At 35.8% G+C, this 16,372-nt stretch carries 13 protein-coding genes, 2 pseudogenes and 1 riboswitch; of the genes and pseudogenes, 11 read left to right on the forward strand and 4 right to left on the reverse strand.

The window, feature by feature from the left end:
• The first annotated feature begins 219 nt into the window (after nt 1-219).
• The gene (locus tag ACQKIH_RS15580; protein WP_427767654.1) at nt 220-990 is read left to right on the forward strand and encodes a GNAT family N-acetyltransferase; all 771 of its coding nucleotides are present in this window, start codon (nt 220-222) and stop codon (nt 988-990) included.
• Nucleotides 991-1,162: 172 nt separating this feature from the next.
• Here the strand turns inward: ACQKIH_RS15580 and ACQKIH_RS15585 are convergent.
• Nucleotides 1,163-1,825 (reverse strand): annotated as a pseudogene (locus tag ACQKIH_RS15585) (O-methyltransferase).
• Nucleotides 1,826-1,947: 122 nt separating this feature from the next.
• Here ACQKIH_RS15585 and ACQKIH_RS15590 point away from each other — a divergent pair.
• The 5 genes from ACQKIH_RS15590 to ACQKIH_RS15610 all read left to right on the forward strand — a co-directional run bounded on the left by ACQKIH_RS15590 (nt 1,948) and on the right by ACQKIH_RS15610 (nt 5,737).
• On the forward strand, nt 1,948-2,835 hold the full coding sequence (locus ACQKIH_RS15590; RefSeq protein ID WP_427767656.1) for a LysR family transcriptional regulator: 888 nt from the start codon (nt 1,948-1,950) through the stop codon (nt 2,833-2,835).
• A gap of 206 nt (nt 2,836-3,041) precedes the next feature.
• The gene (locus ACQKIH_RS15595; RefSeq protein ID WP_427767659.1) at nt 3,042-3,512 is read left to right on the forward strand and encodes a hypothetical protein; all 471 of its coding nucleotides are present in this window, start codon (nt 3,042-3,044) and stop codon (nt 3,510-3,512) included.
• A gap of 426 nt (nt 3,513-3,938) precedes the next feature.
• On the forward strand, nt 3,939-4,403 hold the full coding sequence (locus ACQKIH_RS15600; protein ID WP_427767661.1) for a DUF6241 domain-containing protein: 465 nt from the start codon (nt 3,939-3,941) through the stop codon (nt 4,401-4,403).
• Between the two features lie 381 nt (nt 4,404-4,784).
• Nucleotides 4,785-4,991 carry a hypothetical protein gene (locus ACQKIH_RS15605; protein WP_427767663.1) on the forward strand — a complete coding sequence of 69 codons (207 nt, stop codon included), beginning with the start codon at nt 4,785-4,787 and terminating at the stop codon, nt 4,989-4,991.
• A 326-nt stretch (nt 4,992-5,317) separates the two neighbouring features.
• Complete coding sequence (locus ACQKIH_RS15610) at nt 5,318-5,737, forward strand: acyl-CoA thioesterase (protein ID WP_427767665.1); 420 nt, start codon at nt 5,318-5,320, stop codon at nt 5,735-5,737.
• 77 nt (nt 5,738-5,814) lie between these two features.
• Here ACQKIH_RS15610 and ACQKIH_RS15615 read toward each other — a convergent pair whose 3' ends face one another.
• The gene (locus tag ACQKIH_RS15615; protein ID WP_427767668.1) at nt 5,815-7,272 is read right to left on the reverse strand and encodes a methyl-accepting chemotaxis protein; all 1,458 of its coding nucleotides are present in this window, start codon (nt 7,270-7,272) and stop codon (nt 5,815-5,817) included.
• A 219-nt stretch (nt 7,273-7,491) separates the two neighbouring features.
• On the opposite strand from ACQKIH_RS15615, the gene ACQKIH_RS15620 reads away from it, so the two are divergent.
• Nucleotides 7,492-11,244: a DEAD/DEAH box helicase gene (locus ACQKIH_RS15620; RefSeq protein WP_427767671.1), complete on the forward strand. Its 3,753-nt coding sequence runs from the start codon at nt 7,492-7,494 to the stop codon at nt 11,242-11,244.
• A gap of 15 nt (nt 11,245-11,259) precedes the next feature.
• Complete coding sequence (locus tag ACQKIH_RS15625; RefSeq protein ID WP_427767674.1) at nt 11,260-12,003, forward strand: nucleoside-diphosphate sugar epimerase; 744 nt, start codon at nt 11,260-11,262, stop codon at nt 12,001-12,003.
• 214 nt (nt 12,004-12,217) lie between these two features.
• On the opposite strand, the pseudogene ACQKIH_RS15630 reads toward ACQKIH_RS15625, so the two are convergent.
• Nucleotides 12,218-12,397, reverse strand: a pseudogene (locus tag ACQKIH_RS15630) (Tn3 family transposase); the annotation flags it as partial.
• Nucleotides 12,398-12,551: 154 nt separating this feature from the next.
• Between ACQKIH_RS15630 and ACQKIH_RS15635 the strand changes: the two are divergent.
• Both ACQKIH_RS15635 and ACQKIH_RS15640 read left to right on the forward strand, forming a co-directional pair.
• Nucleotides 12,552-13,514, forward strand: coding sequence for a helix-turn-helix transcriptional regulator (locus ACQKIH_RS15635; protein WP_427767676.1), 963 nt, complete (start codon nt 12,552-12,554; stop codon nt 13,512-13,514).
• Nucleotides 13,515-13,588: 74 nt separating this feature from the next.
• Entirely contained in the window at nt 13,589-14,221 is a 633-nt protein-coding gene (locus ACQKIH_RS15640) for a type 1 glutamine amidotransferase family protein (protein ID WP_427767679.1), read from the forward strand.
• A 130-nt stretch (nt 14,222-14,351) separates the two neighbouring features.
• Here ACQKIH_RS15640 and ACQKIH_RS15645 read toward each other — a convergent pair whose 3' ends face one another.
• Nucleotides 14,352-14,897: a hypothetical protein gene (locus ACQKIH_RS15645; protein WP_427767682.1), complete on the reverse strand. Its 546-nt coding sequence runs from the start codon at nt 14,895-14,897 to the stop codon at nt 14,352-14,354.
• A 305-nt stretch (nt 14,898-15,202) separates the two neighbouring features.
• Nucleotides 15,203-15,312, forward strand: a riboswitch (SAM riboswitch).
• 75 nt (nt 15,313-15,387) lie between these two features.
• Here ACQKIH_RS15645 and metA point away from each other — a divergent pair.
• Entirely contained in the window at nt 15,388-16,329 is a 942-nt protein-coding gene (gene metA, locus ACQKIH_RS15650) for a homoserine O-acetyltransferase MetA (RefSeq protein ID WP_427767685.1), read from the forward strand.
• The last annotated feature ends 43 nt before the right edge of the window (nt 16,330-16,372 follow it).

Genomic DNA, 16,372 nt, shown 5'->3' on the forward strand with positions numbered 1-16,372 from the left:
CTTTATATTCAAAAAAATATAAAGGTGAGTATATAGGATGGTCAGTTAAAGTAGCTTTTTAATTAGAAATTCCTTATTGAACTAACGGGGGCTTTTCTTGAAGATCATTGAGTTGCATTTGCAGCTCTTTTTTTCCTTATTGAACTAACGGGGCAGTTTAGTGAAACAAATATAGGTTTAAGACATTCAGATTAATAGGAATGATGGAGGTATAACGAAATGATTACTGTACCAAAAGAGCATTATAATCTTATAAAAAAGAAAATTAAAGAAGTACCAACATTTGTATTTAGTGTATTAGATTCTACAATTAAGGGAACTGTACTTGCAGATTCCACTAATTATGATTCACTCCTTTTTCACACGGATTCAGGTTTGTATTATGTTGCAGGACAATTAACTGATGAACTATTTCTTAAGAATTTAGTCAGTGTTTTTGAGGCCTCAGTAAATCAAGGTAAACGATTTACATTATTTTCTCCCACTACCGCTTGGAATCAGGCAATTGAAAACCACCTCGACAAGAGAGTAAGAAAAATACACCGTTATGCTTTTTCTTTTGATTTAATCACATATAAAAATAGAAAAAGAAATGAAATTAGTGATTATGATGTTACAAAAATTAATCACTACCTGATTGAACATTGTTTGGAGTTTGATAAAAAATACTATGACGAATATTGGGGATCCATTGGTAATTTTCTTGGAAATGGAATTGGTTTTTGTGTGAAGGATAAAGAAAAGATTATTAGCGAAGCAGTTTCAATTTTTAAATCTAATAATTATGCCGAAATAGACATAATAACCGACTCGAGTTACAGAGGAAAAGGGTTAGCAAGTATTGTTGCTGAACAATTTATCGATTATTGCCTTTCCGAAAATATTCAACCACGTTGGGATTGTGATGTTGATAATAGTGCTTCTATTAATTTAGGTAGTAAATTAGGATTTATTAATCCGTTAAAATATTCCATATATATTAAAAAATAGACTGAAATCCTTGTTCAACTAACGGGGGCGTTAGTGGAACAAGGCTGCCTTTAGGGTAGCTTTTTTTCTTGAACTAACGCAGCAGTTTAGTACAAAAAATGAATAGTTAGTAGTGGCTGTAAAGATGATAATAGGAGGCTGCGTCAAATTAATTTTGACACAGCCTTGGGTTTTATTTAACGATACTTATTACAAAGCCATCGTACCCTTTATTGCCAACCGTTTGTATAGCTGTAGATTCAATACGTGGTTCTTTTTCTAATAGATCCATAAATTTACGTACACCTTGTACGCGGTCATCTTCACTTTTTTCGTCAATAACTTCACCGTTTCGAACGACATTATCACTGATTATCAGCGCCCCATTATTCGCCAATTCTAATGCCCATTTTAAGTAATCGGGATTATTGGGTTTATCTGCATCAATAAAAATTAAGTCAAAAAATATATCTTTTTCTTTAAGGATGGGCAAGGTTTCTAATGCTTTTCCTACTAATACTTCGACTTTATTCGTACAACCTGCGTTCTAAATATTTTTAATAGCTATTTTTGCATACTCTGGTTCAATTTCAAGTGTATATACTTTACCAGTTTCAGGGAGCGCACGTGCAAGCCATATACTACTATAACCACCTAGGGTACCAATTTCTAATATGTTTTTAGCCCCTTTAATTTTAGCCAATAGGTATAGAAGCTTACCTTGTGTTGGAGATACATCAATTTCTGGAATACCAGCCTCTTTATTAGCTTGCAATACACCTTCAAGTGTTACATCAGATGGTATTAATTTATCAATAAAATATTCATCTACATCTTTCCAAACGTTATTTGGCATAATGTTAACCCCTTTTCCATTTTTTTTATTCTTCCAACAAAAGTGTATGATAAAATGAATCATAATAAAAATATATTATCATTATGATTCCATAACTTTAGGTTATAGATTGGAGTGGAACGATGAATATACATGGCTTAAAATTGTTTTATCAAGTAGCGAGTACAGGTAGTTTCACAAAGGCAGCCAAATTGATGTGTATTAGTCAACCTGCAGTTTCTAGCCAAATTAAAAAATTTGAACATGAAATTGGCGTTCCATTATTTAAGCAACAAGGGCGAGGTGTTGTATTAACTGATTTCGGTGAAGCATTAGCAGAAAAGGCAAAAAATCTTATTACTCTTGAAGAGCATATTGAATCTTTTATTGAGGATTATCGACTTGCAAAGGCAGGAACAATTCAAATTGTTGCTACGTATTTACCTGCAAATTTTTTAATACCTAAATGGGCAGCTACGTTTAAAAGTGCAAATGAAGATGTCAATTTAGTCATTACAACTGCCAATACGAAAGATGCATTTGAGCAGCTCATAAATTATAAAGCCGATATTGCCATTTATGGGGGGGGAGTATCTGAAAGGCCGGATGAAATAGCGTGGGAAGAGTTATTTGAAGACGAACTTTGGTTTGTTGTATCTACTTCTCATCCGTTTGCTAATAAAACTATTTCATTAATGGAAATGGTTAAAGAATCATTTATTATGCGTGAAGAAGGAAGTTCTATGAGAGAACACCTTTTTTCTTTATGCCAAACTCACCAAGTAAGATCACCCAAAATTTCACTTCAATTTAGTGGCATTAATGAAACAATTCGTTCTGTAATGGCTGGATATGGTGCAAGTTTTATTTCATCCCTTGCTGTTAGTGAGTATGTAGATAATGGCCAATTGGCGAGAGTGTATGTACAGGATATACATATTAAACATAAAATCGCTATTTGTACAAGAAAAGCTGAGAAGCATAGCTTACTTGTGCAAAAATTTATAGAAATTGCTAAAAATAATCTGTGATGAAATTTTACCCTTTTTCGTTAAAGACAGCGACTGTTTAATAAGTCAAAAGTAAGAGATTTAACATGAATTTTTTTTGTGATCTTCTAAATCTTTTTACGTTAACAGTGCATTCGTCTTCAACTAACGGAGCAGGTTAGTTTAAAAGTGTTGTTTAACTTGGGTCAACAATCGGTCCATATTGTGGAGTAACAGCCTTATATGCAATGTTACCAAACGACGTTTTGGGAACCTCTTTAGACATTTTATATAAATATTCATTGGAATATAGGATAGTAGATGTATATATTAAGGTAAAACCAGGGAGGTGTAATATGCCTTACGTTCACGAGTTTGGAATAGTTGCTTGTATAGAAAAAGATAAAGAATATGATCATTATGAACCTGAAAAATATGATTGCATAATTGTGGATGGTGATTTCCTTGATGAACTAATGTCTAAGGATTTTGGTGAAAAAATGCTTCAGTTAGATACATTCGCACATAACACAAATTTCCCTTATAAAAGCCTTGTCTATTTTGGTATAACATTGATACCACCGAGTTCTCATAAACAGTTTTTACATATTGTTAATGAAGCAAACGACGAATACAAATCAGAAGAACTAGAAGAATTGATGAAAAAAATAACCGAGGCAATAAAAGGAGATAAATGGATGATTCACTTTGGTGTATAACTTTGTTAATCAATACTCAATGTGCAACATACACCCATTATTCAAATAACGTTCCCAAATGCAAGCTTGGTAACATTTCAAACACCGATTTAACAGTGTTTGAAGTGTTTTTTATAGAAAATAGCACTCTGAGACGCTGCGAGAAATCATTTTAAAGAGGATTGTTCGATTCACTTGTTCTGAATGTCGGTAACATATAAATAGAATCTCAATGAAATGTTACCAAAGGACGCTTTGGGCACTTTTCTTCTTCGACTAACGGACAGGTTATTTGAAGAGTGTTGTTTAACTTGTGTTCAACAATCGGGTCATTTTACGGGAGAATATTCTCAAAGAAAAAGCACTCTTTAAGTAGGGAGGCTTTTTTGTATTTCCATTGTTTGAATTTAATAGTTTTGAGATAATATTGATAGAGGTGGTTCAAAAATGAAAAAAAGTTATATTTTAGGTGTATTTATTATAGGTATAGTATTGGGAGTGAGCATTACATTTTTGATTATGACTAAAAATGATGAAGGTTCAGATTCTAACATTGTCGAAGATACAAGGGATGAATCTACATCAACCGAGGAGAGGGATTTATCTTGGATAGATGATGTTCATGCCGAGATGCTTGACGATTGGGAAAGTGGACAGAAAATGTTTGATGAGCGTTTAATACACAAAATGCTGTTAGATATGACGCATCAAAAGGGTGAAGTACATGTAGATGGAAGTTCAATGGAGATAACATCGGAACGGGTTGACAAGTTAATGCAGATAGTCGAAGCAGATAAAGCAATTTTGATGCATTATCAAGCATATGTAGATATACTAAAGCGTTGGGAAAAAGGCGATTTTTCAGTAATTTATGATGATCATGACCTACTCCACACTTTCTATGATAGATAAGATTTTTGGTTCGACAGAAGAATTGTAAATCATATAATATTTAGTGACAAAAGTATATTAAAATTTATTCATTTCAATACAAAATAACGTTCCCAAATTAAAGTTTTGGAACACACCATTAAGCCATGATTGTTGTTAAATCAACGTTCGTGGCTTTTCCTATGAAAATTGTTTATACGTCTTTTTATACAAGTGGGCAAAAGGTTGATGTAGAAGCATTTTTACCGGTTTGGTTTATGTTTCACTTTGCATAAAGTCGTTTATATTTTTTTAAGTTGTAAATCCGCATAAATATGACGGGACCCCAAAAAGATATTTTGCCACAATTTATAGACTTTCATCCTACTTTATTGTAAATTTTAGGTACAAGTAGGTGAATTAATGCACAAATACAAATTCACAACTAATTGCGGAGTAACTTTGTCGTTTGAAAGTAAGTATCATATCGACGATATTGTCCCAATGATTTTTTCAGATGGCGCAACTTTTATCAGATTTGAAGATAATGAGATCGTAATAAAATTAACGGAAATGAAGGGTGCAGAGGTAAACGGTGTTAAATATCAAATTAAATCATATGCAAATTAAAAAATAGCCTTCCACAAAAGTGGAGGGCTATTTTTATCAATTGATTTAAAACTCTCTGGTATCACCATTGAAAATATCCTTTAAACCGCACACCTGCCCGGCATATTTTTATTTTTTCCGTACCCCATGTGTACCCCAATTGTACCCCAATTGAGCGGTGGAGAACGAGTTAAAACGATATATAACTGATAATATCCAAAAATTACAAACTTAATTCCCACTTGAAATAAAACCTTCTTTTAAAATAAACGTCATCCACTAGTGAGGAAAATAAACCTTACAAACCTAGCAATATCAAGGTATAATAGCACATAGAGGTGAAAGAAATGTATACATCAGAAACAACAGTAGATATCCGTTATGCGGAAACAGATCAAATGGGTGTGGTATACCATGCAAATTACCTAGTATGGTGCGAAATTGGTCGCACAAAAATTATACAAGACCTTGGCTTTAACTATGCAGAGCTTGAGGCAGATGGTTATGTATCACCAGTAATCGATTTTTCAATTCAATATAAGGCGGCAATGCGTTACGGTCAGACAGCGACAGTTCGCACGTGGATTGAGTCGCATACAAAACTACGCTCGACATATGGCTATGAAATTTTACACGAAGACGGAACGATTGCGGCAACTGCGACATCTGAGCATATTCTTGTGAAAAAGGAAAATTTCCGTCCCGTTTCATTAAAGAAAATCCATCCTGAGTGGGATGCTAAATATGTCGAAATTGCACATAATTAATTTATATTTATATTTATAAGAAAACCCATTTCGCTCTACTTGGCGAAATGGGTTTTTACTTTATATGGATCTGATACTCAAATCGATTGCGCTACTTCATAAGTATCATCAATATATTTTGCAATCGCTTTTTGGTCTTCTGAAATATTAATCAGTGTTGCACTTAATTCTTCAATCGTCGCTGTGCTTTCTTCAATGATGGCAGCAAATTCATTTGTGCTCGTATGAATCGATTCGCTACTTACCGAAATCGTTTGGACATCTTGTGTGAATTCAGCCAGGCTTTTTTGTAGTGCCTGCATTGTTTCATGCACGTCCTGGAACGATTGATTAGACTGCTCAGCTGCTTGCACTTGCTTTGAAATTTGAGTGAAGCCATTGTCTAGTTTAACAAGTGCTGCTTCATTGTGTTGATTCACTTCATGTAAATTACCATCAATTTTTCCAAGTGTTTGATCGGTTACACCCGCTAGCTTGCGGATTTCTTCTGCTACTACGGCAAATCCTTTTCCATGCTCTCCAGCTCTTGCCGCCTCGATGGATGCGTTTAACGCGAGTAAATTTGTTTGCTCAGTAATTTGTCGAATCGCAGCTGCGAATGTATTCGTTTCATTGATTTTTTCTGAAAGCTCTTGGAATGTTTTATTCAACTCTTCAAAGAACACTGTAAATTCGGCGATGTGTACAATCATATCCCCCATCAATATAGTGCCATTTGTCGCATTTTTTTCTGCAAATTCTGCTTGATTGACAATGTCATTTAAGTGATGCACCATTTCTCTAGCAGCATTCGTTGTATTTTCCGTATTGGTTACGATGTCGCTGACGTGATTGGATTGGCGTTGCGAACCAATGCTTACCTCTTCAACCGCTAGTAGCATCTCTTGCTGTGCGTTATTCGAAGCAAATGTATTCGTACGGATTTGCTCTAAATTTGAAGAGATAACCGACACTGAAGACTCAAGCTTTTGCATTAATTTTTCTTCTGTTAATGCTTTTTGCATCGCATTTCCCATTAATTCCTCTACATTTGCAAATAGCTTTGTACTTTGTCTTACTTGTAATAAAATTCCTAAAGCGATGATTGTTTGGATTAAAAATACATTGACAATCTCTCCTCCAATTACACCACTTTCGTCAAACATCACATTCACACTCATTACAATAAGGGACCAAATATAACCGAACACGAAAACAGCCTGACTATTATGTAACCCACCTAAAATTAATATAAAGAGTGCTAATATAATTGTGGATACATTGACTACGTCGGATACGCTTGTGGCAATTGTCGTTGCGGCACCTGCCAACACAATAACGTATGGGAAAATTAGTCCCATTTTTGCATTTTTTTTCGTTAAAGCAAACACGATTAATGAAATAATTAAAGGTAATCCTAATGAAATGATAACTACTAAAGGTTCTCCTAATGCGATTTGTGCAATCACACCAAGTGACCCGGCAATCCCATATGCTAACATTAAGGTGAAGTTCTTTTTGTGTAAATCTAACAACTTCAATTCTTGTATATTCAAATTTATTCCCCCTCATTTTTTGGATTACAACAAATATTCTAATATTATAACATTGGAATATTTTCCGTGTATTACTATATTTTTGGTTTTCATTAAAATTTGAAGTGGAAGTTTTCCGCATTCATTTCCTATCAACTTTTACCCGCACTTGTTACTTTCTAACGTCACGAAATCTTGGTATAATAAAAGCTATGACTATTTAAGAAGAGGAGGGTGTTCATGGTACAGAAAACAATGACATATGAGCAAACGCGTTGTCACATTTTATTGACGAATACCGCGCGTGAAGCGTTGAAGCAGCATGTTCCAGATGAACACGCCTTTTTTAATTTCCAGCAATATTTCATCGTTTATATTGAGAAGGTTTCAGTGGAAAACGAACAAATGAATATTACGCTTTATTTTGATAATGAAAAAAATAATGTTTTGAAGCAAAAATTTAATGAACGTGTCGTCATTATGGATTGTGTGTTTGATCCGAAAAATGGACTCCTAGCAAAAAGCTTCCGAACGCGCGGCAAGGGGACACCGGTCGCAACGAATCGACGAACAGCGATGCAAATTCATTTTGTGCCATCACGCATTAGTGGTCATACATATAAGGAAAACTTTACGCAAATGCTTGCCGCTCTACCAATTGCACAGGAGCGATTTGACTATGTCAATAAACGGATTTCGAGCTGGGAAGGGTATTTAAAAGTACAAAATAAAAACGCGGACATTGAAGATATTCATGCCCGTTTTTCAACCGTTACGTATAATGCCGCCTTTTCACATATGACGATGCGCCTTGCCAATGTAGACAAAAAGCAGTGGCAGCAGATAAAAGGGCTTAGTGCGCGTCTACGTGGGTATGTACAGGAAATTGGCGAAGTGGTGAAGGTCAATCGCGCAGAGCAAACGGTTGAAATTGAATTAAAACCGTTTAACGCACAATTGGCACGAAAAAACGAGCTTCATTTTCAATCAGAGGATGTTTCATTTTCCAATGCCTCGACAAAATCTCAGCTAAAGCGCTTATTAAAAGGCTTTGAACGATTAAAAGAAGGATTAGCGGCCAATGCCAATCTCGAAACGATTTTATTTGAAGACAAGCCCGTTTTAGCAGAGCGGAAAAAAGCGGTTGAGCTCGAATTTCATAATCGCTTAAATGAATTCCAGCAAGCCGCTGTTGCAGGGGCATTTAGTGCGGAAGATTTGTACGTCATTCAAGGACCGCCTGGAACCGGAAAAACGACGGTTATTTCAGAAATTTGCTATCAAAATGCAAAGGCCGGATTGAAAACGCTCGTTGCCTCCCAATCAAACTTAGCGGTTGATAATGCGCTCAGTCGTTTACTTTCGAATCAAGATATCCGCATTTTACGCTACGGTCGTACGGAAAGTATTGAAGAGGAAGGCAAGAAATTCATCGAAGAAAATGTTGCAACTTACTGGCAAAAACAAACATTTGAAGCGATTTCGAGTGAAATTTCTTTGCATGCCAAAAAAGAGCAATTATTAACGGAAAACATTCAAACGATTGAAGCAGAAATTACTGCACTACAGCAAAAACAGCTAGAACTTCAGCAGCAGGTCGAGCAAAAGAAAGCCGCCGAAGCAGAACTTCATCTATTAGCGGAAAAAATCTCGGCATTAAAAAAAGAGTTAACCGTTTGCAATAAAGCACTCGATGAAACAGAGCGCACATTAGAGAAATTACAGCAAACGCATACACCGCTTAACGAGATTGTTCAAGGCTTCATCACACAGCTTGCGCAAGGTGAAACGACTGACGCCTTACAAGAAAAATTACAACAGCTACACGAGGGTAAAAAAACGGGTTCCGAGAATCTTCATTTTTCTAAGCAAAGCCGCCAACTCCAACAGCTTGAAGCAATACACCAGCAGCTCTCTCAAGCTATTTTACGCGAGCAGGAAACTGCCAATTATGAATCATTAATTGATAAAATTGCCGCCTTAAAAAAGGTCGTTCAAATTGAAGAGTTTATGGAGCAATACAATATTCGACGTAATTATGCAATGGACCGTTTGTTAACAGCACTAGAGCGGATTCAACCTGAAATGGAGCAGTACAAGCCAATTAAGGACGTGTACGAGCGAATTGAAAAAGCGATTAAATATAGTGAAACTGCACTGGCGATTCATGTGACACCTGACGATTTACCGATGAATCATACGTATTCATTAACAGAAGTAAGTGAATTTTTAACGAAGCTCAGCACGGCCTTCCGAGATCAAAAAGTGAATGCGACGAACGGCACGCGCTCAATTCAAGGGCTTCATTTACGCAAGCAATACCTCGATCAGCTCAATGAAAAATATATGGATGCCATTCGTGAAACGGTGCTCATTTTTGAAAAGCTAAAAGAAGAAATCATTACCCAGTTCAAAGAGCAAAACAGTGAAAAAGCGCAAAAATTACAAGGCTTGCAACAAGAGCATGAAAAAATTTCGCTGCAAATGACGACGATTCAAAATGAGATTCCTACTGACTTTATTCCTGCCGTATCAATTGATGAACTCGAAGCTCAAATCGCACAAAATGAGCTTGAGCAAGTGAAAACCGAAACGCAAATCGGCAATCGTGAAAAACTTGAGGCACAGCATGCGAAAAAATCCGAAGAACTTCAAGTGCTTACAGAGCAAATAACGCTCGGCAATGAAACACTTGAACAGCATACCGCAAAGTTTAAAGAAATTAATGCACAAGGGGTTCAGCTCGAAAAACGACGCGCGGAACTCGAACTATTGACGCGTTCAAATCCTGAACAGGCGCTTGCACAAACGGATGAAGCATTGAACATATGCAATGAAGAAATCGTTGGCTTGCGCTTAATAATCGAAATGCTACCGGTTACGCAACAGCTTCAAACAGAGTGGCATAGCTTATTAGCACAAGCAAATAGTCATGACTTAGAAGAAATTCGAAAGTTGTATGTAAAACATGCTAATGTGATCGGTACAACATGTGTTGCTTCTGCAAACAAGGAATTCATGGACAATTATCCAACGTTTGATGTGGTCATTATTGATGAAGTTTCCAAAGCGACACCACCTGAGCTTCTTTTACCGATGCTAAAAGGCGCAAAAATCATCCTAGTAGGGGATCATCATCAGCTTCCACCGCTAGTAGGTGACGAAACGTTTGAAGAAACTTTAGAGCAAGTGGTGAAGGAAAGTACGACATTTGAAGAGAAACGTGAGCTCGAAAAATTACTTGAAGAATCATTATTCGAGCGTTTGTATAAAAATTTACCGAAGCAAAATAAAACGATGCTCGCGATTCAATACCGCATGCATGAAAACATTATGGCGACAATTTCACCGTTTTATAAAAATGAAAACGAAGCATTACAATGTGGGTTAGAAGATTCCGATCAATTACGGGATCACTATTTAGAAACCGATTTAGTGAAGCGTGAAAACCATTTAATGTGGCTTGATATTCCAAATGACAAGCAGCATTTCGAGGAACGTATGAAAGAAGGTTCCAGCCTATTTAATGCAAGTGAGTTGGAGCAAATTAAACAGCAGCTAATCGCGATTAACGAAGCAACTGCAAATGCCAAGCAGCAAGGACTCATTGCCGAAGATGCATTGAAATCAGTCGGTGTTATTTCTTTCTATGCGGAGCAAGTGAAGCGCATTAATCGTTTAATTGAACAGGAGATTTCTGTACCACACTTGCATATTCGTACAGGTTCTGTCGATAAATTCCAAGGGATGGAAATGGATGTTATCGTCGTCAGCATGGTGAGAAATCATGCAAATGAGCGCGGAGATATTGGCTTCGCGAAAGATTATCGCCGTTTAAATGTCGCCTTATCTCGTGCCCGTGAACTGCTAATTTTAATTGGTAGTGCCACGATGTTTACAAAACGTCCGAAGCAGGAAAAAACGAAGGCGATGTACGCACAGTTACTCGAAACCGTGAAACAGCAGGGCGGTTACCATACTATTGAATCGTAAAAAAGGAGCGGAAAAATGGATTTACACGCATTCCAAGAAAAGTTAGCAAAAGAGCTCCTGCAAAATCCTAACATTGAAATCAAAAAACAACTGCAGTATTCGATTCCCGTCCATACGCTGGAAGTTAGTTATCATCCAGTCGTACGCAACGCGATGGATATTTTAATGAAAATGATGTTGATCTCCTTTCAAAAAGCGAAACTGCAAAGCCCTGCGATTTTAGCGGATATTTTATTAGTGGAGCCGCTTTTCATTCATGATTTAACGAATAAAATGATGCATCTTCAAATGATTCAAAAGGAAGAGCATTACACATTAACAGCAAAAGGGATTGCGCAATTACAAGCTGGTATTTTTGAAGAAGAATTGCCGCTTGTGTCGCGTCACTTACAATATAGCGCGTTGCATAAGGGCATATTACAAGGGGATATCGAGACATTATTAGATATCGAACAGTTTCCTGATAGCTTTCCATACATGGATTCAGAGGAAATCGGTGCACTTGATGAAGCGATGTTAGTTGAGCAATTGCAAGCTCTCGAACAATCCAATGAACTTGCAGAAGACGAAGCGCAAACGTTTATTACGTCCATCCATGCAACCGAATCCATTCAAATTAATGATGTGCCCGTGCTATGTTTTGTCCTTTATGATCAAAAGGAAGAGCGGCATGATGTTCGAGCCTATAACACATTAACAAATGAATGGGATACACACGTGGCTTCAATTCTTTTTACGCATGAGAAGGAAAATTGGTAAAAGAGCTAAAAGAACATAGCTAATCATTGTTACAGAGGATAATAGCATAACAAAAGGACTTGCATATATGAAATTAATCATATGTGTAAGTCCTTTCCTTATTAAATTAAAGCCCCTGTTAGTTGATAATGGATTCGTTTTTCGGGGAGAAAACATTAAAATTTGAATGGAAAGTTAAATAGGGGTAGCGTCAGGAAAATGCGGATTTACAACGTTAAGAAAGTTTTAGTGGTCTTAAAGAATCTAATAAGACTACTTTCTCTGAGTTAAAATGGTATTCTCCTAGTAAATTAATATGTTCCCAACCTAAGGGCGGCATATGGTGTAACAAATCTTCATTAAAACTACCTGTCCGTTTTTTATTTTCAACTGCTGTTGTTAGGTGAAGAGTATTTCAAATAATTACAGCATTGATAAATTTGTGAAATTACATTGGTGTCTAGGGCCTCATTATATAGAAAGCTATCGGAAAGAAACGGTTGATGAGTTATACCAAAAAAATTAGGAATATATAACAGAAAATAAAATTCATATAGAGGTGGGATTATATGCCTAAAATTGACAATATGTTAGCGATTCTATGGATGCTTCGTTCAGGTGAAAAAATTACTGCAAAACAAATTTCAGAAAAGTTAGAGATGAATATAAGGACTGTGTATCGTTATATTGATACACTTTCAACAAGTGGCGTACCTATAATTTCAGAACCAGGACATAACGGTGGATACACTTTATTGAACAATTTTATTGAGGCTCCTCTTTTTTTTGATTTTGAGGAGCAAACATCACTATTTCACGCTGCTGTTTTTGCAGAAGAAGCCGGATATTATGGAGGTGAAGCACTCAATAGGGCCATTTCAAAACTAAGTAAATACTCAAATCAAGAGCAGGAAACAAAGATAAACCAACATGTAACTAGTCTTGAAGTAATAAGTCGATTAAGTTCACTCTCTATAGAACCTTTTTTTAAGGAGTTGGAGCAGGCCGTAGCTGACGGGTACTCAGTAAAAATTCTATACCATAAAAGTGGCGAAAAGCAATTAAATTATAGATTGATCGATCCGTACAGAATTATCTATTGGAATAATAAGTGGTATATGATTGGATTTTGTCATCTTAGAAATGATATCCGTAGTTTTAGAGTAGATCGAATTGAAAGTCTAATGCTAACCGAAAATAAGTTTAACCGGCCAGAAAACTTTTCAGCACGTGATTTTTTTATAAAAAATCTACTTCCAACTATAGAAGATAAGGAAGGGATTATTTCTTTGGTTATTAATGGGGATAAAAGTGTATTAGCTGATATTTGCCAACATTGGTTTTTAGGACATTATTTACAAGAACGGACTTCAAATCAAGCAGTTTTTCTACTTGAAAGAGATATTATTCATACATATGTACCTTATTTACTTTTACCGTACAATAAATCTATTAAAGTTATTGAGCCAATAAGTCTTAAGAAAAGACTTGTTGAAGTTCTGTCGGAATTAATAGAATTTCATCAAGAATGATAACTTCCCTGACGCTAATTGTCAGGGAAGTTATCTTATAATAGCTATATCAATTGTGATTGGAGTGTTATTGGATGCAAACAAGAAAAGTTTTTCTATATGTATTTAATACAATGTCGGACTGGGAATATGGATATTTAATTGCTGAACTAAACTCAGGTAGGTATTTCAAAAAAGATTTAGTAGCTTTAAAAGTAATTACAGTAGGAGCTAATAAAGAAAAGATTACTACTATGGGAGGACTGAGCATAAAACCAGATATTTCCCTTGATGAATGTACGCTTGAGAGTAAAGATCTTTTAATTTTACCAGGAGGGACTACTTGGAGTGAAGAAATTCATCTACCTATCTTGGAAAGAGTTGGCCAAGCTTTAAAGATTGGCACTATTGTTGCTGCAATTTGTGGTGCAACTGATGCACTCGCGAATATGGGGTATTTAGATACTAGAAAGCATACAAGTAATAACTTAGATTATACTAAAATGGTATGTCCTAACTATAAAGGGGAAAAGTTCTATGAGTTGGAATCTGCGGTATCTGATGCCAATTTAGTTACTGCATCAGGAATAGCTCCTCTGGAATTTGCAATGGAGGTACTGAAAAAAATAGATGTATTTCCACCAGATGCATTACATTCATGGTATAACTTAAATAAGACTCATAAACCTGAATACTTCTTCCAATTAATGAATTCAATAAATAAATGAAGTAACTGAAAAGCTCAATTTCTCTATTTTGATTTGTAGAGAAGTTGGGCTTTTTAATTTGGAATTTCCTTATCGTTGTAAATCCGCATTTTCCTGACGCTACCCCAATAGTAAATCAAATAAATCACTTTTATTTCATTGATTTATTATCAAGTTTATAAAATTCAACTATATCATTATAAAACCAAAATTCTATAGAAGTATTTCTTTTTTTATCGACATAGCCGATAATATTTGCTCCTTGTTCTGAACGGAAATAATGATTTTTTCCATATGTTTTTATTACTTCCTCCCTTTTGTCACCAATTTTTATTCCCTTTATAGTTTCTATATTGCTGTCAGTTATAATAAATCTCGTAATTTCACCTGTTTCATTTACTGCTATTTCAATGCCTTTCTTTAACTCAAAATAATCATAACCCTTTACATTTCTACTTTGTTCTGTCTTTTCCCCATATGTTTTTGTTATTTCTTCGCTATAAAAATCATCATTTACAAACAAACCTTCAATGTTTCCCTTACTTAAATCTGTTGTTTTCGTAAATGTATGATGATATGAGCGAGCAAAAGTATGGTTAAATGAAAACGCCAATAATAGAAAAATAATTCCTATTGTAGTAAAAATAATAATATTCCGTTTCATATAACGCCCCTTTACCTTATCTTGTTCTGCCAAAATGCACCGTTAATTGAATAACTGAATAATCAGTTGTTTCATTGAAGTGTAACACACTTCCTATTACCGGTGCGTGATGGATGTGTAAGAGTAACAAAAGAGATTGATTGTTACCGCAGGCGAGCCGATAAGATCTACAAGGTAACTTGGTCAATCTATGTCAAAACCCCTGTAAATCATGGGATAGCAAATTAATTAGCATTCTATAATCCCTCAACATTGTAACCGGACATGCATTTAAACAAATTTTTAAGAATTATTGCAAAATTCTCAAATCCGTGTTACGATGTTTAACAATTATATATGACTTATCACGAGAAGCGGAGGGGTTTGGCCCGGTGAAGCTTCAGCAACCTCTAATTTTTATTAGAAAGGTGCTACTTCCAGCAAGGGATTTCCCCTTGAAAGATAAGAGCGAGCTTAGCGTCCCTCATTCTTTTTCTGGAATGAGGGATTTTTGTTTAATATCAATGAAATTGGGGGAACGAGCATGCCTATTAACATTCAAAAACAACTGCCAGCTGGGGAATTGCTACGACAAGAGAAAATTTTCGTAATGGAAGAAGACCGCGCGAAAACACAGCAAATTCGTCCGCTAAATATTTTAGTGTTTAATTTAATGCCAGAAAAGGAAAAAACGGAGCTACAACTTTTACGCTTACTTGGCAACACGCCATTGCAAGTGAATGTTACATTTTTAAACACAGCTACATACGAATCAAAAAATGTATCGAAATCTCATTTAGACACGTTTTATCAAACATTCGACGAGATTAAGCATCGTCGCTATGACGGGCTTATTATTACAGGGGCTCCTGTTGAAAAAATGGAATTTGAAGAGGTTGGCTATTGGAAAGAAATTGAAGAGGTTATGGATTGGGCAGATAAAAATGTCACGTCTATTATGCATATTTGTTGGGGGGCACAAGCAGCGTTATACCATCATTTCGGCATTGGGAAATTTGAATTACCGAAAAAATGCTCAGGCATTTATTCGCATGTCATTACGGATTTAACGGTAGATTTAGTACGTGGTTTCAGTGATCAGTATGTCGCGCCACATTCACGTCATACATCAGTTTCGATTGATGAAGTTCGCGCCCATCCAGAATTGCGTTTGTTGAGCTATTCAGATGATGCAGGTGTATTCATTGTTCAATCTAAAAATAACAAGCATATTATGATTACCGGTCATTTAGAATATGATGCAACGACGCTGTCAGATGAGTATTTCCGTGATATAGAGAAGGATCCGGAACTGACAGAAGTTCCAGTCAATTACTTCCCAAATAATGACCCACAAAATGAACCGAAAAACACTTGGCGTGCGCATTCACATTTACTATTTTATAACTGGTTGAACTATTATGTGTACCAAGAAACACCTTATGAATGGCATTTTGTTGAAGATGCATTAGAATATCATATTTAAAATAGAACAAGCTCCTAACGCAGAAATTTAGCGATAGGAGCTG

This window comes from Solibacillus cecembensis (genome assembly GCF_050272495.1).
GTDB classification, from domain to species: Bacteria; Bacillota; Bacilli; order Bacillales_A; family Planococcaceae; genus Solibacillus; species Solibacillus cecembensis.

Excerpts from the sequence above, each read along its gene's own strand:
- ACQKIH_RS15580 (WP_427767654.1), top strand. The coding sequence starts at position 220 with ATGATTACTGTACCAAAAGAGCATTATAATCTTATAAAAAAGAAAATT.
- ACQKIH_RS15590 (WP_427767656.1), top strand. The coding sequence starts at position 1,948 with ATGAATATACATGGCTTAAAATTGTTTTATCAAGTAGCGAGTACAGGT.
- ACQKIH_RS15595 (WP_427767659.1), top strand. The coding sequence starts at position 3,042 with ATGTTACCAAACGACGTTTTGGGAACCTCTTTAGACATTTTATATAAA.
- ACQKIH_RS15600 (WP_427767661.1), top strand. The coding sequence starts at position 3,939 with ATGAAAAAAAGTTATATTTTAGGTGTATTTATTATAGGTATAGTATTG.
- ACQKIH_RS15605 (WP_427767663.1), top strand. The coding sequence starts at position 4,785 with ATGCACAAATACAAATTCACAACTAATTGCGGAGTAACTTTGTCGTTT.
- ACQKIH_RS15610 (WP_427767665.1), top strand. The coding sequence starts at position 5,318 with ATGTATACATCAGAAACAACAGTAGATATCCGTTATGCGGAAACAGAT.
- ACQKIH_RS15620 (WP_427767671.1), top strand. The coding sequence starts at position 7,492 with ATGGTACAGAAAACAATGACATATGAGCAAACGCGTTGTCACATTTTA.
- ACQKIH_RS15625 (WP_427767674.1), top strand. The coding sequence starts at position 11,260 with ATGGATTTACACGCATTCCAAGAAAAGTTAGCAAAAGAGCTCCTGCAA.
- ACQKIH_RS15635 (WP_427767676.1), top strand. The coding sequence starts at position 12,552 with ATGCCTAAAATTGACAATATGTTAGCGATTCTATGGATGCTTCGTTCA.
- ACQKIH_RS15640 (WP_427767679.1), top strand. The coding sequence starts at position 13,589 with ATGCAAACAAGAAAAGTTTTTCTATATGTATTTAATACAATGTCGGAC.
- metA (WP_427767685.1), top strand. The coding sequence starts at position 15,388 with ATGCCTATTAACATTCAAAAACAACTGCCAGCTGGGGAATTGCTACGA.